The sequence below is a fragment of the Pseudomonas sp. AD21 genome (genome assembly GCF_002878485.1).
Lineage (GTDB): Bacteria > Pseudomonadota > Gammaproteobacteria > Pseudomonadales > Pseudomonadaceae > Aquipseudomonas.
Genome location: NZ_NQYG01000036.1, coordinates 16,975 through 42,737 on the forward strand (window position 1 = coordinate 16,975; position 25,763 = coordinate 42,737).

A 25,763-nucleotide genomic window follows, 5' to 3' on the forward strand; every position below is an offset into this window, starting at 1 on the left:
ACAACTTAAAACAACTCAAAAAACAGCAACAAAACATTACCCAGATCCAAACACAACCATTATATTACAAGCAACTACCTTGCCATTGTAAACCGCTGCCAGTCGGGCCTATATTTTTCACGGCTGGACGTTAGAACACTTGATCAGTCCATAAACTGAAAACTTTCATAAAGAGGATACCGTATGCAAAAAAGTGCTCTGACCTGCCTGTTGCTTGCAGGATTGCTGTTTCCTTTCGCCAGCGTGGCCCAGCAGGCCCCGGCGAGTATCGACGTTCGCGAACTAGCCTCCTCACCTCGATGGCTGACCACCCGGGTCTATATCGAAGGCGCTGCCGAAACCGACGTAAAAGACAATTATCCCGGCGTCGTTGGCATATCGACCTGGGATCCCGAACGCAATCGTTATGAGTTCTTTTACACCGACACTGGAAATTCAAAATACAACAATGGCGGCGGTGGTTATTTCTTTGTCACCGGCGATCACAACGAACATGTTCTTGTCCCGGATATCGGCACCACCAAAACGATTGTCCGACGTTTGGAAGCACTGAATAAAAATGAGTTCACTTACTCCCGGGAAGTGCCACGCGACATGGTGGAAAGCAACCCGCTTGTACGCATCTACGTCGTTCACGCGCCTTACACCGGAACAGTAGAAACGACATCAGCCTTCATACAATAAAAAAGGAAGTTCACCATGCAAAAAACACTTAAAACATTTCTGGTTTCGTCACTGTTGATCTCTTCACTCCACTACACGGCTGCCAATGCGCAAGCCACTACTCCACTGGCAAAAAATGCCGTCGCCACTCCGGACAACGCGATGATGCTCACCGTATTCCTGAAACACGACCAGTCGCGCCCCTTGAGTGAAATCAAAGCCCAGCTCACCCGGCAAGGTTTCTATAAAACCTTTCCGCCGGCCGGCGTTGAAGTGGTGAGCTGGAAAATCATGATGGGCATCGGCCAGGTGGTCACCGTGCGGTTTCCGGCTTCGCGTCTGGCGGAAGTCAACCTTGCCCTGGAAAATACCGCGTGGGGCAGTTACCGGACCGAGTTCTATCCGACCTATGATTTCAAACCGATTGCCCTGGCCGAGCAAACCAGAGCCCAGGCAGCCCCATGATCAGGTCGGCACACTGGATGGCCGGTGTGCCGGCGCCCTTGCTTCTTGAGCGAAGCCGTCCAGAATCAAATCAGCACCGCGCGAATGACAACGATTGCCAAGCCGCTCCGCAATCAGCACTCTGCAACAACTTTCGCGAAGCAACCCCGCCGACGATCACAGGAGCCGCGTAATGCCCGCCACCGTTCTGGTACTGGTTGAAACCATCAATGACTATCTGCCGATTCTCGAGCATCAGGGTTTTCATCTGATCCTCGCGCCAACCCCTGCCGAACGGGCGCAAGCCATCGCCACCCATGGCTCGCGAATCGACGCAGTGCTGACCCGAGGTCCGCTGGGCCTGACCGCCGATGAAATCGCCGCCCTGCCGATCCTGAAGATCATCACCGTGATCGGCGCCGGTTACGAGCATGTTGACCTGCAAGCCGCCAGCGATCGCGGGATCACCGTGACCAACGGCGCCGGAGTCAACGCCTCGTCGGTGGCCGACCATGCCATGGCGATGCTGCTGGCGCTGGTGCGTGACATTCCGCGTTGCAACGCCGCCGTGCGCCGGGGTGAATGGCCGAAAATCATGCGTCCGTCGCTGGCCAACAAACGCTTGGGGATTCTCGGGCTGGGCGCGGTGGGCATGGCGATTGCCAGGCGCGCCCACCTCGGTTTCGACATGCAGGTCAGTTACCACAACCGGCAGGTGCGCAGCGATGTGCCGTACGCGTTCTGCTCGACGCCGACCGAACTGGCGCGGGCCTCGGATTTTCTGATCGTTGCCACGCCGGGCGGAATCGGCACCCAGCATCTGGTGACCCGTCCGGTGTTCGATGCACTGGGCCCGAAGGGCTTCATCGTCAATATCGCCCGAGCGAGTGTCATCGCCACCGCCGACTTGATCATCGCCCTGGAGCAACGGCGGATTGCCGGTGCCGCGCTGGACGTGTTCGATCACGAACCGCAGGTGCCGGATGCGCTGAAAAGCCTGAGCAACGTGATTCTAACGCCGCACGTCGCCGGCCTGTCACCGGAAGCCACCCAAGGCACGGTAGAACTGGTGGGGAAAAACCTGGTGGCGTTCTTTTCCGGAGAACCGGTGCTGACCCCGATTGCGCTACCGCCGCGCCTGGGTAATCAGCGGGTGCACTAAAGCACCCCGAGCAAGGTCCACAAACGACGCGATTCGGCGTCCGCCGAGATCAACTCGCCGAGCAATTCACTCAACGGCTTGTTGCCCCACTCCACCCCGCGTCGTATCAGATACGGTACGGGGCTATGAGGCTCGGTGCGGGCCAGGTATTCGGCGATCAGCAACAATTGTCGGTACGCCTCTTCACGACTGGCCGGCTCACGGAACACCTGCGCGGCAGGCGCCTCTTCAACCGGTTGTGCCACGGCGACAGGGACCTCAACCACCGCAGGTGGCGGTGCCGGCTGTTGTGGGTGCATGGCAATGAACTCCTGAACCAGCGTCAGCAACGCTTGAATGGTTTCCTGCAACGGGTGAAACCCCGGCCCCTGCTCACCCAGATACCTTTCGCTCCAGGCGTCCAATCGCTGTAGATGCTGCAAGCTCAACAGCAGATTGCCCTGCATGCGCAGCCAGAACGCCATGGGCGTGACCCGGATCTGGTCGCCGAGTTTTTTTTGTTCGTTGCGCGCGGTGTCAGCCGAGGTCTTGGCGTTCTTGCTGTCGTTGGCCTTGACCTGCTGCACCTGCAAGCGGCGCCAGACGTCCAGGGTGTAGAACTCGAAATCACTGTGGTGCGGGCCGAACAGCGGCACCCGGGTCAGCAGGACTTCACTGTAGCGGCGCACCAGCCATTCCAGCGGAATCACCCGCCACGACTGGTCGCCGTCCTCGGCCTGCGGGTGCAATTGCTCGGGGTAGCGTTCGCAGAGGCTGGCGATCAGCGCGAGACTGCCGGGCAAACCATCCAGCGCTTGCAGATGCAGCCACGCCTCGCCCAGCCACGCAGCGAGCATCAGGTCTTTGCTGCGCTCCAGCAGCAGGCTCGTGGTGAGCGCTTCCACGTCCGGCCAGTTCGCCCGTTTGACTGCCGACTGCCAGACCCCGGTCGGCAGGCTGGTGTCGTCCTCGCGGCGCAGGTCACGCAACTGGTCGTACTCGCGCTCGTAGCGCAAATCCACCCCGCAGGGTTGCTCGGCGCTGATGGGCGCCAGCAACTGATCGATCAGGTCCGGCAAAGTCGTCGATGGCAGGCTCACAACCCCTCCTCTTTACGGGCGTCCAGAGCGGCGGTGGCGCCACTCAGTTGATAGGGCGAACGCGGTGCGCGGGTCGGCAGCGGCGGAATCGCCAGCGGCAGTTTCGAGCCCTGACTCATCAGCGACAGGCGCACGAACATCCGGGTAGATTCGCTGGTGATACTGTCGGTCGCCGCCGTCACTGGCAGGCGCAACGCCAGCGGAAAATCGGTGTAATCGAGGTTCGGCTGACGCTGCACGGAAAAGTGCGCGCGCATCAGGCGCAGCAACGACCACGGCCCGCCGTACTCCCAACCGGCCTCCATGTCGCGCACCACCAGGTTCGGTTGCAACGGATCGTTAACCGGGCGCTCCTTGCCGTTACGCGCCCAGCGCAAGGTCAGGCGAATCGGCTGACCGACCATCCAGCGCAGGTTCGGCTGTTCGGCACCGGGGTAGCTGATCTGCTGATTTCCCGCCAGCAGGCCCCAGGCAATCACCTGATCGGCACCCTTCTCTTCTTCGCGGTCGGTGCGCCAGCGCACGTCGAGCTCAACCCCGAGGATGCCACTCTTGTCGCGCACGAACAGCGGCGTCAGCCATACGCTGGCCTGCTTCAGGCGATTGAGAAAATCTTCGGCGGCCAGCCGCTCCGGGGTCTGACTCAGGACCAGTCCGGCCTGGGCCACCGCCAGACGCTTGTCGATGATTTCCAGAAAGTGCTGGACCCGCGCCGGGTCGGCATCTTGCGCCTGCACACCGTTGGCAAACGGAAAGCGATCGGCGAGGTATTGATTGAAATAGGTCGCCAGCTCGTTCCACGCCGCCGCAGCCTGCTGTTGTTGCAGGAACTGGCAGCGCTGCATGGCGCTCTGTTGCAACTCCACCGCGCGCATCGCCAGGGTGCCGCGACCGCCGGCGATGTTGGCCGTCTGCAACGTCTGCACGCAGGTGCCGGTGTCCATCTCGACAAAGTCGCGGCTGACCAGTTGTTCGATCTGCGCAGGAGAACTGGCCGGGTTGGCGTCCTTGTACTTGAGCAGTTCGTCGTTGAGTGCGCTGAACTGGGTCACCCGTTCGTAATCCAGCGCCGACAGATTGCCCTGCTGAGTCGTCAGCCACTGCAACGCCGAGGTACGCCGTTCGGTAATGCCGAGCATGGTGTTGAACTGCTGCTTGAGACTCAGCTTCAGGTCCTGCACATCGCTGGCGCCGTACAGTTGCAGACCGAGGTTTTTCGAGCCGTCCCACTGGCTGATTTCGGTACGGCCGCCGAACAACGGCTGTGCGGTGATTTCCTCCAGGCCGCTGACGATCTGCGCCAGTGCCCGCCGGTTCAACGCCCCTTGCAGACGCGACGCCAGATCGCTGCGGTGCACTTCGACGAAGGCTTTCTGCAGGGCCATGGCCTGTTCGGCCTTCACATTGAACACGGCATAAGGCTGAGTCTGGTCGTTGTGATCCTTGAGGCTGAGCCACATCGCCTGAGCGGCGGCGCTTTCGGCGGCTTGCAGCAAGGCTTCGCGATACGCCGGCGGGATGCGCGGCAACTCTTCGGCGACATAACTCTTGTAGCTGGCGAAGTAGCTGAGCGAGGTATTGAGGTCGTCGCCGTCGACGGTCTGGCCCTGCAGGTTGACGTTGTCCTGACTGGCGCGCATGGCAACCGACACGAAGTCACGCTTGAACAGCGCCTGCACCGCGTTGTTGAGCTTGACCACCTGTTCCTGCAGCGCCAGTTGCCCGCTGCCCTGCTGTACCAGCAGGTTGCCGCGCGAACCGACCTGGGCGATCCACTGATCGCGAAAGCTCTGTTGCAGCTTGCCCGCCTGCTGGTCCAGTTGCTGCTCGACAGCCGGCCCAAGCAATGAACTCTTGCGCACCTTGTCGAGGAAATCGCGATAGCCCGGCACCAGTTCCTGGCCCTTACCGCGACTCCACGTCGAGTTGGTCAGAGCGATGGCCGCTTGTAGATCGTCGATCAGCGCACGCAGATCCTCCAGCTCGCTCAGGCTGTTGCCGCTGCCCGCCTCCAATTGCTCCAGATGCAGCTTGAGGTAACCGGCCTTGCTGACGAAGTTGTCGGCGAGGAAATACTGATCGAGCCAGCGCTCCATCAGCCCGGTGAAGTTGCTGACGATCAGCGGCCGCTCCACGCTCAGGTCCAGCGCCTGCAAGTCGCCGCTGTCGCCCGCCGCCAGCAGCCGATTGTAGTAAGCGGCGTGGGGCAAGGTGGCGGCGTTGAGGTTCAGTGACAACGCGCTGTTGCTCAGTTGCACCAGATCATCCAGCGGCACCCGTTGGTTGTTCTGCACTTCACCGAACAGCTGATTCTGTTGTTCCAGACGCAATGCCCGATCCACCAGGTCCGTCGCCTTCTGATAGTTCTGCCACTGCGCCGGGTCTTCGCTTTCCACGCTGTTGCGCCGGTCGGTGCTGCGGATCGCCTTGATTTTCGCCAGTTCCGCGACCAGCAAATCGTGCAGCGGTACCAGCATGTGGCGCTGGGTGGAGCGAAACAGCTCCTGTTCGATCCGGGTATCGAAAGAAGAAAACCACGAGGTCGGAAATACCAGCGACACGTAATGCCAGTGTGGGGCTTTCTCCAGCACCCGCCAGAAGCTCTGCACATTGCGCCGGGTTGGCTCGATCCGGTGCGCCTCGTCGGTGACCGCGACATAACTCTTCTGTGCGCCTTGCATCAGCCGCGCCAGTTCGTGAGCATCGCGCACCGAGTCGCGCCAGATCCAGACCATCGCTACCGCCCACACCACCCCGACCACCAGCGCGACGCCGGCGGTGATCCGCTGCCAACGCTGGCGCAAACGCAGCAGACGTGGCACGCCTTGGGCCAGGCCGCGTTCACCCACCAGTCGTTCGCGCCACAACGGGCGCATGAACGCACTGCGCTGCAAGCTGCTGTCGTCAGCGGAAAAGCCGTCCAGCGCATCGTCCGACGGCTGATTGGCAGTCAGATACACGCCGCGAAAACACGGTGCCTCACCCTGGGCGTTGCCCTGAAACACCGGTTCGAGCACGCTCTGCAAGCCGCGACGCAATGTCTCCAGACGCTCCGGCAAGGCATACAGATCAGCACTCAAGTGCCCGGACAAGGTGCCGATTTCGATCACCGCTTCCGACACCGCGCGGTGCAGGCGATCCAGCGCCTGATCGCTCCACTGTCCCTGCCACACCGCGTCGCGGGCGTAGGGTGTCGACCAACCCAGGGTGCGCTCGCGCGCCTCGTCGGGCAGCGCGCTGATCAGTTCCTGAAACCCGGGCAATTCCTCAAGACCGGTGACGATCACGTACACCGGCACACTCAAGCCGAAGCGTTGCAGCAGATCAATGAAACGTCGGCGCGCCGCCAGACCGAGCTGGGTGGACTGCTCCAGACTCCCCAGGCGACTGGCCGGCACTGTCCAGACCACTCCGTCCAGCGGGCGTTTGCTGCGCAGACGCAAAATCAGTCCGAGCAGACGCCACCAGCCGCCACGCTGCAGGTGCATGCCGTCATCGGGCAGGAACAACGCCTGCGGCACCACCAGCACCGCCCCTTCGGGATCGGACCACCAGCGACCGAACCACGCCGGTTTGTCGGTCGGCTGCAAACGCCACTCGCTGACCAGTTGCGTGCCCTGGGCTTCATCACCGAGCAACAGCAGCCATGGCATCTGGTAGCGATCGTGACTGCCCTGCTCTTGCTCCATGTGCCGCACCGCAGCATAAAAACTGCGAATTGCCGCGCCGCTCTGGGTACGCAACCACCATACGGCCACGGCGATGATCACCAGCAGCAACAGCAGCGCGACCACCCAAGCGACAATCGTCAGGACGCTCATGAGTCTTGCTCCGACGTGATCGCCGGATCGCTGATTTGCAGCACTGGCTCAAGCTCCAACCGAATGTCACGCCAGAAAAACTGCCCGAGGCCGGTCAGCAGCAACACCATCGCGACAATGCCCAGCGCCAGCCGAAAACCGTCCGGCAATGCGCTGCGCACCGGCAGTTGCAACGGCGCGATCAGTGAGGGCTGCGCCAGCCGCTGACTGACATCCGCGTAACTGGCATCGTCCTGCCAGGCAAAGTTGAACAGCGCCAGGCGCCATTTCTCCAGTTGCGCCTGGCTGTGTTCGCCGCGCAGGCGACCGTTGAAGCCAAGGATCAGGCATTGCAGATAGACGTTGGCCAGGTCGCGGCTGATGGGTTGCTGTTCGTCGAGCAGAGTCTGAATCGCCGCCGGCAGTTGCTCACCGGCCTGCCGACTGGCGTACAGCCGCGACTCCAGCGGCTTGTCCTGCCACGCGGCCTGCCCGGGCCAGGGCGTAAACAGCAGCGTTTCATCGACCAGTGCGACAAACGCGTAAACCAGCGCCTTGACCTGTTCGGTGGCCGAATCGCCGACCCGCGAATACGCCGTGCGCCACAATCGTTGCGAAGCCTGCGTCGACAACTCGACCACAGTGTCGACCAGCGCCGCTTCGTCTTCGCTGTCCTTGGGCAACTGGCTCCAGTCCACCTGCCATTGCTGCCAGGTCTGGCGGAACGCGCTGCTCAGCGGTGCGTCCTGCAACCCCAGGCTTGCGGCACTTCCTTGCGACATACGGCGTTCCTTGTGTGATCAGGCACTTTCGCTGTTCTGGGCGACAAACAGCACCACTTGCCACGGACTGCTGGTCAGCTTCGCGGCGGGCGCGGCAATCATCAACGGCAGTTGCGCGTCGAACCACGCCCCTTGGGCAGTGACCACGAACAGCCGCGTGTCTTCACCGACGCTATACGCCACCTGCTCGCTGCGGCTCATCGCCTGGTGAGTCAGACCGCTCATGCGCTGGCGGCTGAGCAAGGCAATGTGCGGCGCTGAAGCGATGATCGCGCCGCGCAGCCAGTCACCAGCGGCCTGCTCGCTGGCACCGTTGGGCATGCGCAGGCCGATCACCAGTCGCTGGCTCGGCTGCTCATCCGGCAACTGAATGGAGAAGCTCTGCTCACCACGTTCGAACAGCAGGCTGCGATAACCGGCGCGGATCAGTTCCAGGGTGGTTTCCAGCCATTGCAGCACCGCGTCGTAACCGCGCTGCAACTCGAGAAAATCCAGCGGCGCGAACGCCGGCACCCCGGCCAGCGGATCGAGTGCCGACCACGCGCCAGCCAGACCCAGCAGTTGCACATACACACTCTGCGGATGGGCGATGCGGCTGTTGAGTGCACCTTCGACTTCCGGCAGGCGTGCCCACAACGCGGTCAATTGCCGGCGAATCTCCAGCGCATCGTCCTGATTGCCAGCCTGTTGCGCCTGACGCAGACGCCCGCCGAGGAACATGCATTTCTCCCGCGCCCGTGCGCACAATCCGGCGACACGCCGGCCCAACGGCGCGTCGGGCAACAGCACCGGAGTCGGCGGTGTATAGGCCAATGGCAGGAAACCGCCGCCTTCCTTGCGCACTTTCAACAGCGGCAGACAGATCGAATCGGCCTTGTTCGCCTGCGTACACAGGCGCGGATTGGGCCGCCACACGGTGATCGATTCAGGAAATTCGCCGCTGGTGAGATCCGGTAACGCCTCGCCGACCACCGACTGCAAACGCCCCTTGAGCGGCAGCAGTTGCCCGGCGCGCCACAACGGGCTGATCGCCAGGTAAACGGTGACGGTGGCATCGTCGGTGGCTCTGATTGCCGCGCTGACATCCAGCTCCAGTATCGGCCCGCTGCCGGCTTGCAGATTGACCGGCAAACCGTCGGGCATCGTCCCCTGCAACGACAGCAGTCGTACCACGCCAGCGCTGAGCGCCGAAGGGTCGAAGTCCATGTGGCTGACGCCCCAGAACCAGGGGTTGCATGCTTGCGCCAGGTGCGCGCCGAGGGCTTCGGCACGCAGGCCCTGCAACTGAAAATGCTGGGGCAGCAATTGCATGCCTTCGTGCCAGCAAACCGCGTCAGGTAGCAGACTCATACGACTCCCTTCGACTGCACCGCGAACCGGCGGCGGACGGTGTGTTTCAGTTTTCCTTGCTGACCAGGCTCATCTCGCGACTGTCGAACTTGAGCCACGCTTCGCTCTGATCATCCAGCCGCAAGCGGTGTGCTCCGGGTGTGTTATAGCTGGCGAAGACCAAAAGTCCAGCGGCCTTCTTGCCCCCCAACGGGAACGGTTGGCGGTCGATGAATTGCCCCGGTACCAGCTCCACTCCCCACACACTCATCAGTTGACGATAGTCGCGCTGGTACTGCTCGCGCTCGGCAAACCACTGGCTGGCACTGATTCCCGACAGTTGCTTGAGCAGGTCCGGGTCATTGACCGCGATGAAATCCACGGCAATCGGTGTGTCGTCATTGGCCTTCGGCGCGACGTCGAGGGTCAGGCTGTCGAGATCCACTTTCGGCCCGAACAATGAACACCCGGTCAGCAGCGCCAACAAAAACGCTACAAAAAATCGTCCGCACAAAATGAATTTTCCTTTTCCCGTGGCAGTCAAAAATCGTTTTTGCTTGCTTTTTTATAGACCTGTTCTAGCGTCTTGGATAGTTCGGTTCCTGCAGCCGAATGAGGAAGGTTTGTCAAAGGAACGACAGGTCATCTGCCACCCTTTCTAACCTACGGTCCAGTAAGGGAAAGCGATGAACGGGCCTCCCGATGCATTGCGCCCGCCTTCGCATCGGAGTCAGCCACCATGGCAGAAAGTACTCAGCACAAGCTCGACCGGGTTCGCCCGCCCCGAGTGCAAATCACCTACGACGTCGAAATCGGCGATGCCATCGAGAAAAAAGAATTGCCGTTGGTCGTCGGAATTCTCGCCGACCTCTCGGGCAAGCCGCTCGAACCATTGGCAAAACTGACTGAACGGCGTTTTACCGAAATCGACCGTGACAACTTCAACGAAGTGCTCGCTTCGATCGGTCCACGCGCCACCTTGCAGGTCAACAACACCCTCAGCGGTGACGACAGCAAGCTCAACATCGAACTCAACTTCAAACACATCGACGACTTCGACCCGGTCAAGGTGGTGGAGCAAGTCACCCCGTTGCGCCGCCTGTTCGAGGCACGCCAGCGCCTGCGCGACCTGCTGACCAAACTCGATGGCAACGATGACCTGGACAAGCTGCTGCGCGACGTCATCGCCAACACCGAAGGCCTGCAGGAAATCAAGTCGGCTCGCCCAGACACCGCTACCCCGGCCGCTGACGCCGAGGCCCCGGCCGAACCGCAAGCCTGATCGTCCACTTAACGAGGGGAGAATTCGCCATGCCCGCCGCCGCCCAGAATCAAGCCAGCGACAATGCTGCAGCCGAGACTTTATCCCTGCTTGACCGAATCATCGCCGAGGGCCGCATGGCCTACGATGACAGTCAGCAGGATTACGCCCGCGACATGCTCGCGGAGTTCGCCACCCAGGTGCTTGACGAAGGCATGGCCATCGACAAGGACACCGTGGCAATGATCAACGACCGCATCAGCCAGATCGACGAACTGATCAGCGCCCAGCTCAACGAGGTGCTGCACCACCCTGATCTGCAGAAACTCGAAGCGTCCTGGCGTGGCCTGCACATGCTGGTGCAGAACACCGAAACCAGTACCCGCCTGAAACTGCGCCTGCTCAACGTCACGCAGAAAGAACTGCAGAACGACCTGGAAAAAGCCGTCGAGTTCGACCAGAGCGCGCTGTTCAAGAAGATCTACGAAGAGGAATACGGCACCTTCGGCGGGCACCCGTTCAGCCTGCTGGTGGGTGATTACACCTTCGGCCGGCACCCGCAGGACATCGGTCTGCTGGAGAAACTCTCGAACGTCGCCGCCGCCGCGCACGCACCGTTCATTGCCGCCGCCAGCCCGCGCCTGTTCGACATGAACAGCTTCACCGAACTGGCGGTACCCCGTGACTTGTCGAAAGTCTTCGAGAGCCAGGAGCTGATCAAGTGGCGCTCGTTCCGCGAGAGCGAAGACTCACGCTACGTGTCGCTGGTGCTGCCGCATTTCCTGCTGCGCCTGCCATATGGCCCGGAAACCTCGCCGGTCGAAGGCATCAATTACGTTGAAGACGTCAACGGCACCGACCACAGCAAGTACCTGTGGGGCAACGCCGCGTGGGCGCTGTCGCAACGCATCACCGAAGCCTTCGCCAAGTACGGCTGGTGCGCGGCGATCCGTGGTGCTGAAGGCGGCGGTGCGGTTGAAGGCCTGCCGGCGCATACCTTCCGTACCAGTTCCGGCGACCTGTCGCTCAAGTGCCCGACCGAAGTGGCGATCACCGACCGCCGCGAAAAAGAGCTCAACGACCTCGGCTTCATCGCCCTGTGCCACAAGAAGAACAGCGACATCGCGGTGTTCTTCGGCGGCCAGACCACCAACAAATCCAAGGTCTACAACACCAACGAGGCCAACGCCAACGCGCGGATCTCGGCGATGTTGCCGTACGTGCTGGCGGCCTCGCGTTTCGCCCATTACCTGAAGGTAATCATGCGCGACAAGGTCGGCAGCTTCATGACCCGCGATAACGTGCAGAGCTACCTCAACAACTGGATCGCCGACTACGTACTGATCAACGACAACGCGCCGCAGGAAATCAAGGCGCAGTACCCGTTGCGTGAGGCGCGAGTTGACGTCACCGAAGTGGCCGGCAAACCGGGCGCCTATAAGGCGACGGTGTTTTTGCGGCCGCACTTCCAGCTTGAGGAACTGACGGCATCGATCCGCCTGGTGGCGACGTTGCCGCCACCGGTTGCTGCCTAAAGCTTAAAAGCAAACCTTTGTGGTGAGGGGATTTAGCGAAACGTCGCACCGCCCCGTTGGCGCGCGCAGCGGCCCTGTTTTGCTGGGGCCGCTACGCAGCCCATCGGGGATAAATCCCCTCGCCACAGGTTCAGTGCTCAGCTCATTTGCCAAATGTGAATTTTCTTCAGGAGTTTCAAGCGATGGATGCAATCATTCTCGACCTCGGCGGCGACATCAAAGGTGACAGCCTGCTCGAGGGTTACACGGACAAGATCGAAGTCATGTCCTACAGCCACAATGTGGCGATGCAGGTGACCAACGACGTCAGCAACTCGGAACGGACCTCCGGCAAACCTCACGTCGGCGAGTTCACCCTGACCAAGTTCGTTGACAGTTCCACGCCGTCGCTCAATGGCTACTGCTGCGCCGGCAAACCGATCCCCGAAGCCAAGATCACCATCGGCCGCAACGCCGCCGAGGGCAGCGGGCAACTGATGCCGTTCATCATCTACACCCTGACCAACGTGGTGCTGTCGAACGTCAGTGTCAGCGGTGGCACCGGCGGCAAACCGGTGGAAACCATTTCCCTGAACTTCACCAAGATCAAATGGGAACTTACCGCACAGAAAGACGACGGCACCAAGGAAGGTACGGCCGCCTCGACCTGGGACATGGCTGCCAACAAGTCAGCCTGACCGGACGCATAGGCCATGGCCGGCACTGGCATTCTCCCGCCGCTGTTCGAACGCCTCGCGTCCAGCGAGGCGCAGGGGGCGCGGGAATTCAATCGGCAGGATCTGCTCGACTCGGTGCACGCCGAGCTCGGGCGCCTGTTCAACACCCGCCGTGGCCCGCGCACGTTGACCGAACCACCCAGCGTGATCGACTACGGCATCGCTGACTGGAGCGCATTGCAACAGCAGCGCAGCGATGACCGTCGGCGGCTGGCGCGGGATATCCGCGAAGCCGTCACCCATTTCGAACCACGCCTGAAACTGGGCGAGGTCCAGGTCAATGCCCTTCCCGAGCATCCGCAACAACTGAGCATTCGCCTGGTCGGCGAACTGCGCAGCGGCCTGCAATACTGGCCCGTGGCGTTTGTCATCGAGCCTGGTGGTGAGGGGCTGGAGGTGCGCCATGAGCGACTCGATTGACCCGCAACTGCTCGACTATTACCAGCGCGAACTGACTTGGTTGCGCCACGCCGGCAGCCAGTTTGCCGAGCGCTACCCGAAGGTCGCGCGACGTCTGGAACTGTCACCCGGCGAGTGTCCGGATCCGCATGTCGAACGCTTGCTCGAAGGCTTTGCCCTGCTCGCCGCACGCCTGCAACGCCGACTCGACGACGACTACGCCGAATTCAGCGATGCCTTGCTCGAACAGCTTTATCCGCTGGCGGTGCGGCCGCTGCCGTCCTGCGCCATCGTCCAGTTCGAACCGGACCCGAGCAAAGGCAACCTCGACGGCGGCTATCCACTGCCCCGCGACACACCGCTGTTCGTCACCACCTGCAAAGGTGAGAGCATTCACTTTCGCACCTCGGCCGCTGTGCATTTGTGGCCGATCGAGGTGAGCGAAGCGTTGCTGCTTGGCAGCGATGAGGCGCAAGCGTTGACCGGTGTGGCGCAATCGCGTTCGGCATTGCGCCTGAGCCTGCGTTGCCTTGGTGAGAGCCAATGGTCAGCACTTGGCATCGAGCACCTGCGCATTCATCTGGCGGCATCGCCGGTGATCAACGCCGGCCTGTACGACCTGCTTGGAGCACATGCGGTGCAAGTGCTGGCCGGCTCGCCCGGGAGCATTCCGACGCCGGTGAAAGGCTTGCCGAAGATCGTCGGTTTCAGCGATGACGAAGTGCTGCTGCCCGACGAGGACGGCGTGCACCCGGGCATGCGCCTGCTGGCGGAATACTTTGCCTTCCCGGACAAGTTTCATTTCTTCGATCTGCCGTTGAGCGGCGTTTCCAGCGACAGCCGGACGCTGTACCTGTACATCGTTTTCGACCGCGCCCCGACCAGTCGTGTGCATTTGCAGGCCAGTGACATCGCACTCGGCTGCGCTCCGGCGATCAATCTGTTCCCGCGTACCTCCGAACCGCTGCGCCCGGATGGCACCCGCAGCGAGTACCGGCTGATCGCCGACAGCCACCGCGAAAACAGCGTCGAGATCCACAGCATTCGCGTCATGCGCGCCAGTTCCAGCGCCGGGGTGCAGCGGCTGCCGGCGTATTACGGCAGCCAGCACAGCGGCGGCGATCAACAGTGTTACTGGCACGCACGAAGGGTCAGCGGCATGACCCCGAACCGGCTCGGCAGTGACCTGTTGGTGAGTGTGGTCGACACCCGTTTCGAACCGCAGACCGACCTGCCCGACTACAGCCTCACCGCCGAACTGTTGTGCACCAATCGACATTTGGCGCAAAGCCTGCTGGCCGGCACGCCGCTGGGTTTCGAACGGCCCGGGCCGGTGGCCTGGGCGCGGCTGCGCAATCCACCGAGCCCACAGAGTCTGCCGCGCCTGGACGGTGACTCACGCTGGCGGCTGGTGTCGCAACTGACCCTCAATCACTTGTCGCTGGTCGAAGGCCCGCAGGCACTCGACGCATTGAAAGAGATTCTGCACCTGCACAACCTGCGCGACGAGGCCAGCGCCCTGCGGCAGATCGAGGGGCTGTTGAGCCTGCGTTGCGAACGGGTGATCGGCCATGTCGGCGCCGACGCCTGGCGCGGTTGGCGCAATGGCCTGGAGGTGCAGTTGCAGCTTGATCCACAGCACTTCGTCGGCAGCAGCGCGGTGTTGTTTTCTGCAGTGCTGGCACAGTTCTTTTCGGTGTACGCCACGGCCAATCGCTTTGTGCGCACGGTGTTGATGCAGGCCGACAAGGAGGTCAAGGCATGGCAACCCCAAGCCGGCATGCCCCTGTCGCTCTGAGCCTGAGCCAACGACTGCGCCGCGATCCGCAGGCGTTCGAATGGCTGCAGGCGTTGCTGCTGCTCGAGCGCGAGCAACCGCAGGCCGAATCCCTGGGCAGCGGCACCTCGCCCCAGGCCGAAGCGCTGAAATTGCGCGGACCGCTGACGCCGCTGTTCCCCACCAGTCAGATCGAAAACCTGCACGAAGAACCCGGCCAGCCGCTGACCCTCGACACACCGATGTTCGGCCTCGGCGGCCCGGACGGCCCGCTGCCCTACGCCTATCAGGAATGGCTGCAACAACGGGCACGCGCCAAGGATCACGCGCCGGCCGCGTTCCTCGATCTGTTCCAGCATCGACTGCTCAGCCTGCTCTACAAGGTCATGCGCAAACACCGCGTAGCCTTGGGTTTTGTCTCGCCGAGGGCTTCGCCGGTACAGGCGCAACTGCGTGCGTTGACCGGTTTGTTGCCCAAGGCCTTGCAGGAGCGCCAGGCGGTTCCCGACTGCGCGGTGCTGGCTTGCACCGCATTGTTCGCCGATGGCCGGCGCTCACTGGCCGGGTTCGCGGCGATTGTCCGTGAGCAGTTCGCCGTGCCGGTGGAACTGAGTGCCTATGAAGGCGCCTGGCGCGAAATTCCGCTGGCCAGTCGCAGCGTGATCAAGCCCGGCGGGCGCAACCTGCAACTGGGTCGCACAGCGGTGGCCGGCAGTCGGGTATGGGATGAACACGCCGGTATCCGCCTGACCCTCGGCCCGCTGCCCTCGGCGCAGGCCGCGAATTTTCTGCCGGACGGCGAGACCCACCCGGCATTGGCCAGCCTCGCGGCGTTGTACTTCGGCCCGGATCTGGACGTCACGCTGGTGCTGCTGATACGCGGCGCCGGGCCAATGAAACTCGGGCGTCAGACGCCGGCCCTGCTCAGTTGGAACGGCGGTTTGCAGCGTCAGGCCAGCCTCGCGGTGCAGCGCATCGAAACCCGTCTTCGTCAGCTGGAGATCACCTGAAATGGAACTGGCCAGCCTGATTGGACGCCTCAACCCGGACAACCGCCGCGCCCTCGAACGCGCCGCCCAGCGTTGTCTGCAACGCGGGCATCATTTTGTCGAGATCGAACACCTGTTGCTGGAACTGCTCGACATCGAGGGCGGGGACTTTGCTTTTCTGCTGCCGCGTTTCGGTCTGGAACGCGATGCGCTGACGGCGGAGATCAACAAGGCGCTGGACCTGTTCAAGGCTGGCAGCACGCGCACGCCGGCGTTGTCCTCGCACACGCTGGGGTTGCTGGAAGATGCGGTGGTGCAGGCCAGCGTGCTGGGGCTCGACAGTATTCGTTCCGGGCTTTTGCTGCTGGCGTTGATCGACCGCGATGAGCGCCGCAGTCTGTTGCTCAACAGTGCTTCGTCGTTGCTGCGGATTCCAAAAGAAGCACTACGGGCCAATCTGCTGGAGTGGACGGAAAACTCTCGCGAACATGTCGGCCCGCGTTCCGTGTCCTCTGGAAATCCCGTGCCACGGCAGGACTCGGTGCTGGATCAGTACACTCAGGATCTGACTGCCGACGCCCACGCCGGGCGCATTGATCCGATTGTTGGTCGTGATGGCGAAATCCGTCAGTGCATCGACATTCTTCTTCGGCGCCGGCAGAACAATCCGATTCTGGTCGGAGCTCCTGGCGTCGGTAAAACCGCCGTGGTCGAAGGCCTGGCCTTGCGCATCGCCGCCGGCGACGTGCCACCCTCGCTGCAGGAAGTCAGCCTGCGCGTGCTCGACCTGGGTTTGTTGCAGGCCGGCGCCGGGGTGAAAGGCGAATTCGAACAACGCTTGAAAGGCGTGATCGACGCGGTACGTAACGCCGATAAACCGATCATCCTGTTCATCGACGAAGCCCACACCCTGATCGGTGCCGGCGGCGCCGAGGGTGGCAGCGATGCAGCCAACCTGCTCAAACCGGCGCTTGCCCGTGGCGAGTTGCGCACATTGGCCGCCACCACGTGGATGGAATACAAAAAATATTTCGAGAAAGACCCGGCCCTCGCCCGCCGCTTTCAACTGGTGCAGGTTGAGGAACCGGACGAAATCACCGCCGTGGAAATGCTTCGGGGTGTCGCCGCCAAACTGGAACAGCACCATGGCGTGCAGGTGCTCGACGCCGCGATCCATGAGGCGGTAAAACTCTCGCACCGCTACATCTCCGGTCGCCAGTTGCCGGACAAAGCCATCAGCGTCCTCGATACCGCGTGCGCCCGGGTCGCCCTCGGCCAGCACGACGTTCCGCCACCACTGGAGAGCCTGCGTCACCGGCAAAACAGCCTCAAGGATGAAGTCGAGCGTTTGCGGCGTGAGCAAGCCACGGGGCTGGATCACCGTGAGCGCATTACCCTGCTGGAAACCGAATCTGGCGGCAACGTTCAAGCCATCCGCGAACTGGAAACCCGTTGGGGTGAAGAGCGTGTAGCCGTGCGCGAACTGCTCGACACTCGTCGAGAGTTGCTCGACTTGAGTGAGCGCGCCGACAGTGACAAACCCGATGAAGCGACTGACAGTCGCATCGATCATCTGGCCGCTGAGTTGCTGCGCCTTGAGGCGGGACTGGATGCGATCCGCCAAGACGATCCGCTGGTGCCCGAGCAAGTCGACACCAAAACCGTCGCCGCCGTCATTGCAGGCTGGACTGGCATCCCCGTCGGCAAAATGCTCGCTGACGAAGCCCACGCCGTGCGCACACTCGGCCAGCGCATGGGCCAACGGGTGATGGGCCAAAGCATCGCGCTGAACACCATCGCCCAGCGTTTGCAGGCTTATCGCGCCGGGCTCACCGATCCGCAAAAACCGGTCGGTGTGTTCCTGCTGGTCGGCCCCACCGGCGTCGGCAAAACCGAAACCGCGTATGCGCTAGCGGATGCTTTATATGGCGGCGAACGCAACCTGATCAGCATCAACCTCTCCGAATACCAGGAAGCGCACACCGTCAGCCAACTCAAAGGCGCGCCGCCCGGTTATGTCGGTTATGGCAGCGGCGGCGTGCTGACTGAAGCGGTCAGGCGCAAACCGTATTCGGTGGTGTTGCTGGATGAAATCGAAAAGGCGCACCCGGATGTGCTGGAAGCGTTTTACAACGTGTTCGACAAGGGCTTGATGGAGGACGGCACCGGGTTGGTGGTGGACTTCAAAAACACCGTGATGCTCGCCACCAGCAACGTCGGCGCTGAACTGTTGCTCGACACCCCCGTGGCGCAACTCGGCTCCGAAACCTTCAACGAAGCGCTGCACAAAGTCCTGCTGCAAGCCTTCCGCCCGGCGTTTCTGGCGCGCATGACCGTGGTTGCGTATCGGCCGCTGGATGAAGCGACGCTGGAAGGGATTGTGCTGGCGAAGCTGGAGAAATTGCGCGGGCGCTATAAGGCTGCAACCGGCAAGCAGTTCGAGTTTGATTCGGGCATCGTCAAGGCGGTGCTCGCCAAGTGCAGCGCGGCGGGGGCGCGGGATGTCGAGAATGTGTTGATGACGCAGGTGACGGGGAAGTTGGCGGAGTGGGTGTTGGAATAACGCATCAACTTTAATACAAGGAGTTTTCAAATGGCAGACGTAAACCTTATTTGGAAAAATGAAACCTACAAAGTCTATCCACCGCCAGCAGCCACTTGTTTCACCTATATTGCAAAAACGACTATTGACGGAAAAATAGAATGTGAAACGTGCAAAGTAAACCATACCGTAGCGGCACCTTCAGCGCTTGCTGAAGGCAGTTACCTGAGAGCGCCCGAAATAATAAAAACCGCCGAACTCACAACCGCAGCCAGCGCCTGTAAAGAAATCGTGTTTGCCGCCTGGAATAAAAAAGCGCTATTAAATACGAAGCACGCAACTACCACTGGCATCGCCGCACCACAATCGATAATTAACGAATACGCACTCGCTCTAGCAAATGAAAAGCAGACCAGAACAAACATTCTCAGCCTGTTTGACAAAGAAACATTTGATGACGTGTGCAACAAAGGCCTAAGCGACTCAACCATCCCACTGACTACTTTTTGCCCAGCTCCAAATGACCAAACACTTTACTTCGCCCGCGCATTCTTTCACCTCATCAAAGACATAGAGTTGCCATCAGGCTGCTTCGCAGTAGGAAAGCTAAAAGGCGAGAACACCATAAAAATCGCTTTCTCCGGAAAAAAAGAAAACGCCGAGAGCTCGATTGACCAAACTACAGCCGCGAAAAATACCCTGCAACTATTTAGCGGTGGCGAGATATCACTATTACCGGCCGCCAATGACTTATGGTCAACTTTCGTCAACGAATTCAAAACACCCTCAGGCAAACCAGCGAAGCTGACCGTTAAAAACTGCGCCGAATCAAAACTGTTCGCGGACCGGGCATTTCAATATGACAGCGTGGTTGTCGTATGGTTGGGTTCTGATCTCATGCCGGAACACTACGCACTCAATAACAAAAGAAGCAAAGGCGATTTAATGCTCCCTTGCGACTCATGCAGAGGTTTTCTTGCACATCACCTCACTGATCGGGGACTCCATCACTGAGCCATATACATTTGGCTGACGGACCATAAGCACAGTTGCTTTTAGCAGGAAAGGACCATGGACATAACGGATCTTCATCAAAGTTTGATCATTGCAATCCTTGATTATCTGTCTGACATGGATCTGGCCAGAATAGCCCAGACAAGCAAGCGTTTCTACGCACTACGCTCAATAACGCTACTGTCCAACATCCAGTATATTTCCGACGCCACGCCGGTCACTCCTCGCGGAAAAACAGTAACCCCCATTACCGCATTACAGCACTCCGTGGCAGCCCACCTTACGCTTGAGCAATGTTTCGGAATCAGAGTATCACCCAGAACTTTCCAGCAAATTTTTTTATACCGAAACTCGGACAAAGACAATCTAACTACAAAAGAGAAAAAATCCACCGTACCCTCAACAGCACAGGGCCGATCAAGATTCAATCTTGAACACAACCAGATCACCCCATTTTGGACCGTGGAAAAAACAGCAGCCTGGATACTGGGCGGCATTTACTCCAGACTGCCATTCTTTCTAGTATCGCTCCCTACGAAGCAATCAAATTTTATCGAAGGCAATGTGAACCATCGAGCCTTGATTACCAGACCCGCCATTTACGCAAGAGAAATACTGCAAATCCTTTCCGCTGGATATACCGTAGACTTAGCAGCCCCCGAAGAAACACCGCACAAATTAAGAAACGCTGAAAACCATCAACTGATTATATTAAGACCTCCAAGAGCCCCCTATACAAACATTAGAAGCCGACTCATCCCAGACCTGTGGAACAGAAACAACAACACACTCGACAGCTTACTAATCACGTACAACGGCCAAGCATTAACTGCCGAAAACCTGAATCTTGTAATGCAGGAGCAGATTGACATGATCATGGACACCATCGATGAAGCAGCCATGCTGCTTGGCTCATTGAAGTATGGGCGCTGGGACTGAATACGGTAGTCTTTAAGCATTCAATACCCCCCCTATTATTCAAAAGATGAATTAACGCAGTATCTCCACTCAAGGATCGATCCATGCCCCGTGCCACCGACAGCAGCACCACGCTTGCCCTCACCGCCACCTCGCTGTCGGCGCTGTTCCCTGAGTCGCTCTGCGGCGACGAAGCCCTTAACGTGCTCGCTTCGCAAACCCTCAACGGCCTCAACGACGGTACCTCGCTCACCCTCACCAGCGCCGTCGCCAGCCACGTCACGACAACTTTTCACAACGACTCTGTGATGCGTCCGCTCGATGCCTTGGTCGCCGAGATCCGCCAACTCCCCACCGACGCCACCGCCGAGCGCTATCAGTTGTTGCTAAGACCCTGGCTCTGGTGGCTGACCCTGGCCAGCAACAACCGCGTGTTCCAGAACCTCGCCACGTCGGACATCGTCACCACAATCTTCAAGGCCCACGGTTTCACCGATTTCAAACTCTCGCTGACCGGCAGCTACACGCCCCGCGAATACTGCGTGCAGTATGGCGAAACCGATTTTGCTTTTGTCTCGCGGCTGCTGGAAGAGGAAGGCATCTTCTGGTTTTTCACCCACGAGGACGGCAAGCACACGCTGGTGCTTGGTGACAGCAACGATGCTTTCGTACAGATCCCCAACGGGCCGAAGGTCAAATATCTGGGCCAGCAAATGGGCGAGCGTGAGTTGCATGGCATCCGCTCAGGCCAGGTGTGTGTGCAAGCCGTGGCCGGCGTGTACAAGGCGACGGATTACGAATTCACCACGCCGACCACCTCGCTCTATGGCCAGGCCGAAGCGGTGGCCGGGCCGCGTTCGATCTATGAGCATCCCGGCGGTTACAACGCCAAGGCTCGCGGCGATATGTTGACCAAGCAACGCGTCGACGGTTTGCGCAGTGAGGAAAAACGCTTTGTCGGCGAGAGCGACTGCCGCTGGCTGATTCCGGGCCATTGGTTCACCCTCGACGGCCACGAAGACGCAAGCCTGAACATCGATTGGGTCGTCACGCGGGTGACCCACGACGCCAGTCATGAAAGCTATCGCAACCGCTTCGAAGCAATCCCCAAAGCCACACCCTTTCGCCCGCAACGGCTCACGCCCAAACCGCGCATGCATCCACAGACCGCCATCGTCGTCGGCAAGTCCGGCGAAGAAATCTGGACCGACGAATACGGGCGGATCAAGTTGCAATTCCCCTGGGATCGCGATGGCAAGAACGATGAGAGCAGTTCCTGCTGGGTGCGCGTGGTGTTGCCCTGGAGCGGCAAGGGGTTTGGCATGCAGTTCGTGCCGCGCATCGGTCAGGAAGTCATCGTGACCTTTATCGACGGCGATCCGGATCGGCCACTGGTGACCGGTTGCGTGTACAACGGCGACAACGCCCTGCCCTACGCGCTGCCGGCCAATCAGACCCAATCGGGGATCAAGACTCAATCGTCCAAGGGTGGTGGCGGTTTCAACGAGCTGCGCTTCGAGGACAAGAAGGACGCTGAAGAGGTTTTTTTGCAGGCGCAGAAAGATCTGAAAATCAACGTACTCAACGACACCACTGCCACCGTCGGCCACGACGAAACACTCACCGTACAAAACGCCCGCACCCGCACGGTCAAGGACGGCGACGAGACCGTGACCCTGGAAAAGGGCAAACGCAGCGTGACGATTCAGACCGGCAGCGACAGCCTCGATGTGAAGGACAGCCGCACGGTAAAAGTCGGCGCCGACCAGAACCACAGCACTGGCGGCAACTACACCGACAAGGTCACCGGCGACTACAGCCTGACGGTAGACGGCAACCTGACGATCAAGGTCAGCGGCACCCTCACCCTGCAAAGCGGCGGCAGTTTCACCCTCAAGAGCGGTGCCGACCTGGCAACTTCGGCCAGCACCTCGATCACGCAAAAGGCCGGCACCGCGATGACCAATCAGGCCGGCACTTCGCTGGACAACAAGGCCGGAACGACGCTGACCAACGACGCTGGCATCAGCCTGACCAACAAGGGCGCGGCCTCACAGACCGTGGACGGCGGCGGCATGCTGACCATCAAGGGTGGGCTGGTGCAGGTCAACTGACCGGGAGCAGGCATGGCGATCACACCGCTGGATTTGCAGCAGGATGACAAGCAACTCAAGGGACGTCTGCAGGACGGCCAGCTCGATGGCGCGTTGCAGATCAAGGATGACGGGCGTCAGCAGGCCGATCTGAATTACCACCAGGGTGAGTTGCAGGGCATGTCGCTGCTCTATCACCCCAACGGCAAGGTCTCGGCGCAGATGCCGTTCGTGCACGACAAGCTGCAAGGGGTGGCGAGTTTCTATTCAGCCGAGGGCGGGTTGCAGCGCAAGGCCACGTATCGGCGCGGGTTGTTGCATGGCGAGGCGTTCAATTACTTTGCCGATGGACAGGTGGCCGAGGCTGAGTTTTATCGCGATGGCGTGCGTGAGGGGCGTTATCAGCGCTTCCATCCCAACGGCAAACCGGCAGCAGAAGCGCGGTATCTGAACGGCCAGTTGATGGAGCCTGAGCAAGGGTTTGCCGAGGATGGGCGGCCGCTGGGGGCGGATGGCAAGCCGATTTCCCGGGTGCGCTGGTGGTATCAGCGGTGGGCGGATCCGCAGCAGGCATGAAGCTTTCTGCAGGCTGGACCGACGCTATCGCGAGCAGGCTCACTCCTACAGGGTCAACATCGTACTTGTAGGAGTGAGCCTGCTCGCGATGAGGCCCGCACATTCAGTACAGTTCTCAGGGGATGAGCATCTGCATCTGCCCCGGCATCACGATCTTGATCACCCCCGCCCAGTTGCACATCAAGGTGCTGTTGGCATCGATCGCCGGCATGCCGCCCAATAACAGTGTCGGCGCGCCGCCGGGAATCCACGGCGTGGCGGTCGCCGGGATGCACGGCATCGGCGTCAGTACGCCCAGCGCCGCAGCCGTCGCTGCCGCCACCATCGGATTGGCCATGCTCATGCACACCCCGAACGGCAGGATATTGACCAGCGGTATGTGATCCATGATGTTCGCCGCCGGCATCCCGCCGGTCAGCGTGCGGTTGACCGGCAATACGTTGAGCACCGCCGGGGCGGCGCCGAAACTGCATTGCAGGGTGGCGCTGGCACAGACTTGCGGACAGCCCATTTCATAGCTCCTTGCTGGACACGGCATACCCGCTAAACCTTAGTCTGCCGTGGCCCGTCGCGCACATTCCCAAAGGTGATTATCCGGCAACACGCTAACCTATAAGACCGACCCGCGCTTGTGACCGTCCGAGCGCCCCATTAGATTAGCCAATGATGTCTGGCCTCCAAAATAAGCAGAAGGGATAAGCATGGCGCTTACTGACCAGTCCACCCGGATCCGCTCTGGCGAAGAACTCGATGCCAGCCTGATCGATCCGTACCTCAAGGCGCACATTCCGGGCCTGACCGGCTTGCCTGCGATCAGCCAGTTTCCCGGCGGTGCGTCGAACCTGACTTACCTTCTGGAATACCCGCAGCAGGAATTCGTTCTGCGCCGGCCGCCGTTCGGCCACAAGGCCAAGTCCGCCCACGACATGGGCCGCGAATTCCGCATCCTCAATCAGTTGCGCGACGGTTTCCCGTACTGCCCCAAAGCCTACGTGCACTGCACCGACGAGTCGGTGATCGGTGCCGAGTTCTACGTGATGGAACGCGTCAAGGGCATTATCCTGCGCTCCGACCTGCCGCCGGAACTGGGCCTCGATGCAGCGAAAACCGGAGCGCTGTGCAAGAGCTTCATCGAGCGTTTCGTCGAACTGCATCGAGTCGACTACAACGCCTGTGGCCTCGGCGATCTGGGCAAGCCGGAAGGCTACGTCGCCCGCCAGATCAAGGGCTGGAGCGAACGCTACGAAAAAGCCCTGACCCCGGATGCGCCGCATTGGGAAAAGGTCAAAGCCTGGCTCAACGACAAGATGCCGGCCGACCACCCGACCTCGAGCATCGTCCACAACGACTACCGCTTCGATAACGTGATCCTCGACCCGGACAACCCGATGCAGATCATCGGCGTGCTCGACTGGGAACTGACCACCCTCGGCGACCCGCTGATGGACCTGGGCAACACCCTCGCCTACTGGATCGAAGCCGGCGACCCGGCACCGGTGCAACTGATGCGCCGCCAGCCGAGCCACGCCCCGGGCATGCTGACCCGTCGCGAGTTCGTCGATTACTACGCCGAGCGTTCGGGCATCCAGATCGACAATTTCGACTTCTACTACACCTACGGCCTGTTCCGCCTGGCCGGCATCGTGCAGCAGATCTACTACCGCTTCTACCACGGCCAGACCCAGGACAAACGCTTCGCGCAGTTCATTCACATGAACAAACTGCTGGAGCACATGAGCCTGCAGGTCATTGCGAAATCGAGCCTCTGACGGCCCACACCAAGGAACCCCTATGTCCAAGACTCAGTTGTTCGACCTCGACGGCAAAATCGCTTTCGTCTCCGGCGCCAGCCGCGGCATCGGCGAAGCCATCGCCAAACTGCTGGCCCAGCAAGGTGCCCACGTGATCGTTTCGAGCCGCAAGCTCGAAGGCTGCCAGCACGTGGCCGACGCGATCATCGCGGCCGGCGGCAAAGCCACCGCCGTGGCCTGCCACATCGGTGAAATGGAACAGATCAGTCAGGTCTTCGCCGGGATCAAGGAACAGTTCGGACGTCTGGATATTCTGGTGAACAACGCGGCGACCAACCCGCAGTTCTGTAATGTGCTGGACACCGACCTCGGCGCGTTCCAGAAGACTGTCGATGTGAACATTCGTGGCTACTTCTTCATGTCGGTGGAAGCCGGCAAGCTGATGCGCGAAAACGGCGGCGGTAGCATCATCAACGTCGCGTCGATCAACGGTATTTCACCGGGCGTGTTCCAGGGCATCTACTCGGTGACCAAGGCAGCGGTGATCAACATGACCAAAGTGTTCGCCAAGGAGTGCGCGCAGTTCGGCATCCGCTGCAACGCCCTGTTGCCGGGCCTGACCGACACCAAGTTCGCTTCGGCACTGGTGAAAAATGACGCGATCCTCAAGCAGGCGCTGACGCAGATCCCGCTCAAGCGCGTGGCCGATCCGAGTGAAATGGCTGGTGCGGTGTTGTACCTGGCGAGCGACGCGTCGAGCTACACCACCGGGGTTTCGCTGAATGTCGACGGTGGGTTCCTGTCCTGATTCAGCTGACAATCAATAACCCTGTGGGAGCGCGAAGGCGTCGATTCAGTCAACATTGATGCGGGATGTGCCGGCCCCCTTCGTGAGCAAGCCCACTCCCACCCTTGATCTCGGCCGGGCCCTAA

22 protein-coding genes are annotated in these 25,763 nt (G+C 60.6%); 16 read left to right on the plus strand and 6 right to left on the minus strand.

Going from position 1 to position 25,763, the window contains the following annotated elements; all coding sequences use genetic code 11:
* The first annotated feature begins 183 nt into the window (after window positions 1–183).
* The 3 genes from PseAD21_RS19560 (at window position 184) to PseAD21_RS19570 (ending at window position 2,269) form a co-directional block, all read left to right on the plus strand.
* Window positions 184–684, plus strand: coding sequence for a DUF4822 domain-containing protein (locus tag PseAD21_RS19560; protein WP_102357176.1), 501 nt, complete (start codon window positions 184–186; stop codon window positions 682–684).
* Window positions 685–699: 15 nt separating this feature from the next.
* Window positions 700–1,128: a hypothetical protein gene (locus PseAD21_RS19565; protein WP_102357178.1), complete on the plus strand. Its 429-nt coding sequence runs from the start codon at window positions 700–702 to the stop codon at window positions 1,126–1,128.
* Window positions 1,129–1,300: 172 nt separating this feature from the next.
* Complete coding sequence (locus tag PseAD21_RS19570; protein WP_102357179.1) at window positions 1,301–2,269, plus strand: 2-hydroxyacid dehydrogenase; 969 nt, start codon at window positions 1,301–1,303, stop codon at window positions 2,267–2,269.
* On the opposite strand, the gene tssA is transcribed toward PseAD21_RS19570, so the two are convergent.
* Genes tssA through PseAD21_RS19595 form a run of 5 tightly spaced genes read right to left on the minus strand, consistent with a single transcriptional unit; the run spans window position 2,266 to window position 9,773 of the window.
* Entirely contained in the window at window positions 2,266–3,348 is a 1,083-nt protein-coding gene (gene tssA, locus PseAD21_RS19575) for a type VI secretion system protein TssA (protein WP_102357180.1), read from the minus strand. The two genes, PseAD21_RS19570 and tssA, sit on opposite strands and share 4 nt — an antisense overlap.
* Window positions 3,345–7,169, minus strand: coding sequence for a type VI secretion protein IcmF/TssM N-terminal domain-containing protein (locus PseAD21_RS19580; RefSeq protein ID WP_102357181.1), 3,825 nt, complete (start codon window positions 7,167–7,169; stop codon window positions 3,345–3,347). The genes tssA and PseAD21_RS19580 overlap by 4 nt, the downstream gene beginning before the upstream one ends.
* Window positions 7,166–7,930 (minus strand): DotU/TssL family secretion system protein, encoded by a 765-nt coding sequence (locus PseAD21_RS19585; protein WP_102357183.1) that lies wholly within the window; start codon window positions 7,928–7,930, stop codon window positions 7,166–7,168. Before PseAD21_RS19585 ends, PseAD21_RS19580 begins: the two co-directional genes overlap by 4 nt.
* Before the next feature lie 18 nt (window positions 7,931–7,948).
* On the minus strand, window positions 7,949–9,280 hold the full coding sequence (gene tssK / locus PseAD21_RS19590) for a type VI secretion system baseplate subunit TssK (protein ID WP_102357184.1): 1,332 nt from the start codon (window positions 9,278–9,280) through the stop codon (window positions 7,949–7,951).
* Between the two features lie 46 nt (window positions 9,281–9,326).
* Window positions 9,327–9,773 (minus strand): hypothetical protein, encoded by a 447-nt coding sequence (locus PseAD21_RS19595; RefSeq protein WP_025111456.1) that lies wholly within the window; start codon window positions 9,771–9,773, stop codon window positions 9,327–9,329.
* Between the two features lie 225 nt (window positions 9,774–9,998).
* Between PseAD21_RS19595 and tssB the strand changes: the two genes are divergently transcribed.
* From tssB to PseAD21_RS19650, 11 genes are all read left to right on the plus strand, one after another.
* Window positions 9,999–10,541 (plus strand): type VI secretion system contractile sheath small subunit, encoded by a 543-nt coding sequence (tssB, locus tag PseAD21_RS19600; protein WP_102357186.1) that lies wholly within the window; start codon window positions 9,999–10,001, stop codon window positions 10,539–10,541.
* Between the two features lie 29 nt (window positions 10,542–10,570).
* Window positions 10,571–12,055, plus strand: a complete 1,485-nt coding sequence (tssC, locus tag PseAD21_RS19605; protein WP_102357187.1) for a type VI secretion system contractile sheath large subunit — start codon at window positions 10,571–10,573, stop codon at window positions 12,053–12,055.
* Window positions 12,056–12,237: 182 nt separating this feature from the next.
* Window positions 12,238–12,732: an Hcp family type VI secretion system effector gene (locus PseAD21_RS19610; RefSeq protein ID WP_102357189.1), complete on the plus strand. Its 495-nt coding sequence runs from the start codon at window positions 12,238–12,240 to the stop codon at window positions 12,730–12,732.
* A 15-nt stretch (window positions 12,733–12,747) separates the two neighbouring features.
* Window positions 12,748–13,191 carry a type VI secretion system baseplate subunit TssE gene (gene tssE, locus PseAD21_RS19615; RefSeq protein ID WP_102357190.1) on the plus strand — a complete coding sequence of 148 codons (444 nt, stop codon included), beginning with the start codon at window positions 12,748–12,750 and terminating at the stop codon, window positions 13,189–13,191.
* Window positions 13,175–14,968 carry a type VI secretion system baseplate subunit TssF gene (tssF, locus tag PseAD21_RS19620; RefSeq protein WP_102357192.1) on the plus strand — a complete coding sequence of 598 codons (1,794 nt, stop codon included), beginning with the start codon at window positions 13,175–13,177 and terminating at the stop codon, window positions 14,966–14,968. The genes tssE and tssF overlap by 17 nt, the downstream gene beginning before the upstream one ends.
* Complete coding sequence (tssG, locus tag PseAD21_RS19625; protein WP_102357194.1) at window positions 14,932–15,957, plus strand: type VI secretion system baseplate subunit TssG; 1,026 nt, start codon at window positions 14,932–14,934, stop codon at window positions 15,955–15,957. The genes tssF and tssG overlap by 37 nt, the downstream gene beginning before the upstream one ends.
* 1 nt (window position 15,958) lies before the next feature.
* A complete protein-coding gene (gene tssH, locus PseAD21_RS19630; RefSeq protein WP_102357195.1) occupies window positions 15,959–18,499 on the plus strand; it encodes a type VI secretion system ATPase TssH in 2,541 nt (846 codons plus the stop codon).
* A gap of 30 nt (window positions 18,500–18,529) precedes the next feature.
* Complete coding sequence (locus PseAD21_RS19635) at window positions 18,530–19,492, plus strand: hypothetical protein (RefSeq protein WP_102357197.1); 963 nt, start codon at window positions 18,530–18,532, stop codon at window positions 19,490–19,492.
* A 57-nt stretch (window positions 19,493–19,549) separates the two neighbouring features.
* Window positions 19,550–20,431, plus strand: a complete 882-nt coding sequence (locus tag PseAD21_RS19640) for an F-box protein (protein WP_102357198.1) — start codon at window positions 19,550–19,552, stop codon at window positions 20,429–20,431.
* An 83-nt stretch (window positions 20,432–20,514) separates the two neighbouring features.
* Window positions 20,515–22,524, plus strand: coding sequence for a type VI secretion system tip protein VgrG (tssI, locus tag PseAD21_RS19645; protein ID WP_102357200.1), 2,010 nt, complete (start codon window positions 20,515–20,517; stop codon window positions 22,522–22,524).
* Window positions 22,525–22,536: 12 nt separating this feature from the next.
* A complete protein-coding gene (locus PseAD21_RS19650; RefSeq protein ID WP_102357201.1) occupies window positions 22,537–23,079 on the plus strand; it encodes a toxin-antitoxin system YwqK family antitoxin in 543 nt (180 codons plus the stop codon).
* A 115-nt stretch (window positions 23,080–23,194) separates the two neighbouring features.
* Here PseAD21_RS19650 and PseAD21_RS19655 read toward each other — a convergent pair whose 3' ends face one another.
* A complete protein-coding gene (locus PseAD21_RS19655) occupies window positions 23,195–23,590 on the minus strand; it encodes a DUF4280 domain-containing protein (RefSeq protein WP_025111444.1) in 396 nt (131 codons plus the stop codon).
* A gap of 190 nt (window positions 23,591–23,780) precedes the next feature.
* On the opposite strand from PseAD21_RS19655, the gene PseAD21_RS19660 reads away from it, so the two are divergent.
* Window positions 23,781–24,848 carry a phosphotransferase family protein gene (locus tag PseAD21_RS19660; RefSeq protein WP_102357203.1) on the plus strand — a complete coding sequence of 356 codons (1,068 nt, stop codon included), beginning with the start codon at window positions 23,781–23,783 and terminating at the stop codon, window positions 24,846–24,848.
* Window positions 24,849–24,870: 22 nt separating this feature from the next.
* Complete coding sequence (locus PseAD21_RS19665; RefSeq protein WP_007965755.1) at window positions 24,871–25,638, plus strand: SDR family oxidoreductase; 768 nt, start codon at window positions 24,871–24,873, stop codon at window positions 25,636–25,638.
* Window positions 25,639–25,763 lie beyond the last annotated feature (125 nt).

Excerpts from the sequence above, each read along its gene's own strand:
- PseAD21_RS19560 (WP_102357176.1), top strand. The coding sequence starts at position 184 with ATGCAAAAAAGTGCTCTGACCTGCCTGTTGCTTGCAGGATTGCTGTTT.
- PseAD21_RS19565 (WP_102357178.1), top strand. The coding sequence starts at position 700 with ATGCAAAAAACACTTAAAACATTTCTGGTTTCGTCACTGTTGATCTCT.
- PseAD21_RS19570 (WP_102357179.1), top strand. The coding sequence starts at position 1,301 with ATGCCCGCCACCGTTCTGGTACTGGTTGAAACCATCAATGACTATCTG.
- PseAD21_RS19580 (WP_102357181.1), bottom strand. The coding sequence starts at position 7,169 with ATGAGCGTCCTGACGATTGTCGCTTGGGTGGTCGCGCTGCTGTTGCTG.
- PseAD21_RS19585 (WP_102357183.1), bottom strand. The coding sequence starts at position 7,930 with ATGTCGCAAGGAAGTGCCGCAAGCCTGGGGTTGCAGGACGCACCGCTG.
- tssK (WP_102357184.1), bottom strand. The coding sequence starts at position 9,280 with ATGAGTCTGCTACCTGACGCGGTTTGCTGGCACGAAGGCATGCAATTG.
- tssB (WP_102357186.1), top strand. The coding sequence starts at position 9,999 with ATGGCAGAAAGTACTCAGCACAAGCTCGACCGGGTTCGCCCGCCCCGA.
- tssC (WP_102357187.1), top strand. The coding sequence starts at position 10,571 with ATGCCCGCCGCCGCCCAGAATCAAGCCAGCGACAATGCTGCAGCCGAG.
- PseAD21_RS19610 (WP_102357189.1), top strand. The coding sequence starts at position 12,238 with ATGGATGCAATCATTCTCGACCTCGGCGGCGACATCAAAGGTGACAGC.
- tssE (WP_102357190.1), top strand. The coding sequence starts at position 12,748 with ATGGCCGGCACTGGCATTCTCCCGCCGCTGTTCGAACGCCTCGCGTCC.
- tssF (WP_102357192.1), top strand. The coding sequence starts at position 13,175 with ATGAGCGACTCGATTGACCCGCAACTGCTCGACTATTACCAGCGCGAA.
- tssG (WP_102357194.1), top strand. The coding sequence starts at position 14,932 with ATGGCAACCCCAAGCCGGCATGCCCCTGTCGCTCTGAGCCTGAGCCAA.
- tssH (WP_102357195.1), top strand. The coding sequence starts at position 15,959 with ATGGAACTGGCCAGCCTGATTGGACGCCTCAACCCGGACAACCGCCGC.
- PseAD21_RS19635 (WP_102357197.1), top strand. The coding sequence starts at position 18,530 with ATGGCAGACGTAAACCTTATTTGGAAAAATGAAACCTACAAAGTCTAT.
- PseAD21_RS19640 (WP_102357198.1), top strand. The coding sequence starts at position 19,550 with ATGGACATAACGGATCTTCATCAAAGTTTGATCATTGCAATCCTTGAT.
- tssI (WP_102357200.1), top strand. The coding sequence starts at position 20,515 with ATGCCCCGTGCCACCGACAGCAGCACCACGCTTGCCCTCACCGCCACC.
- PseAD21_RS19650 (WP_102357201.1), top strand. The coding sequence starts at position 22,537 with ATGGCGATCACACCGCTGGATTTGCAGCAGGATGACAAGCAACTCAAG.
- PseAD21_RS19655 (WP_025111444.1), bottom strand. The coding sequence starts at position 23,590 with ATGGGCTGTCCGCAAGTCTGTGCCAGCGCCACCCTGCAATGCAGTTTC.
- PseAD21_RS19660 (WP_102357203.1), top strand. The coding sequence starts at position 23,781 with ATGGCGCTTACTGACCAGTCCACCCGGATCCGCTCTGGCGAAGAACTC.
- PseAD21_RS19665 (WP_007965755.1), top strand. The coding sequence starts at position 24,871 with ATGTCCAAGACTCAGTTGTTCGACCTCGACGGCAAAATCGCTTTCGTC.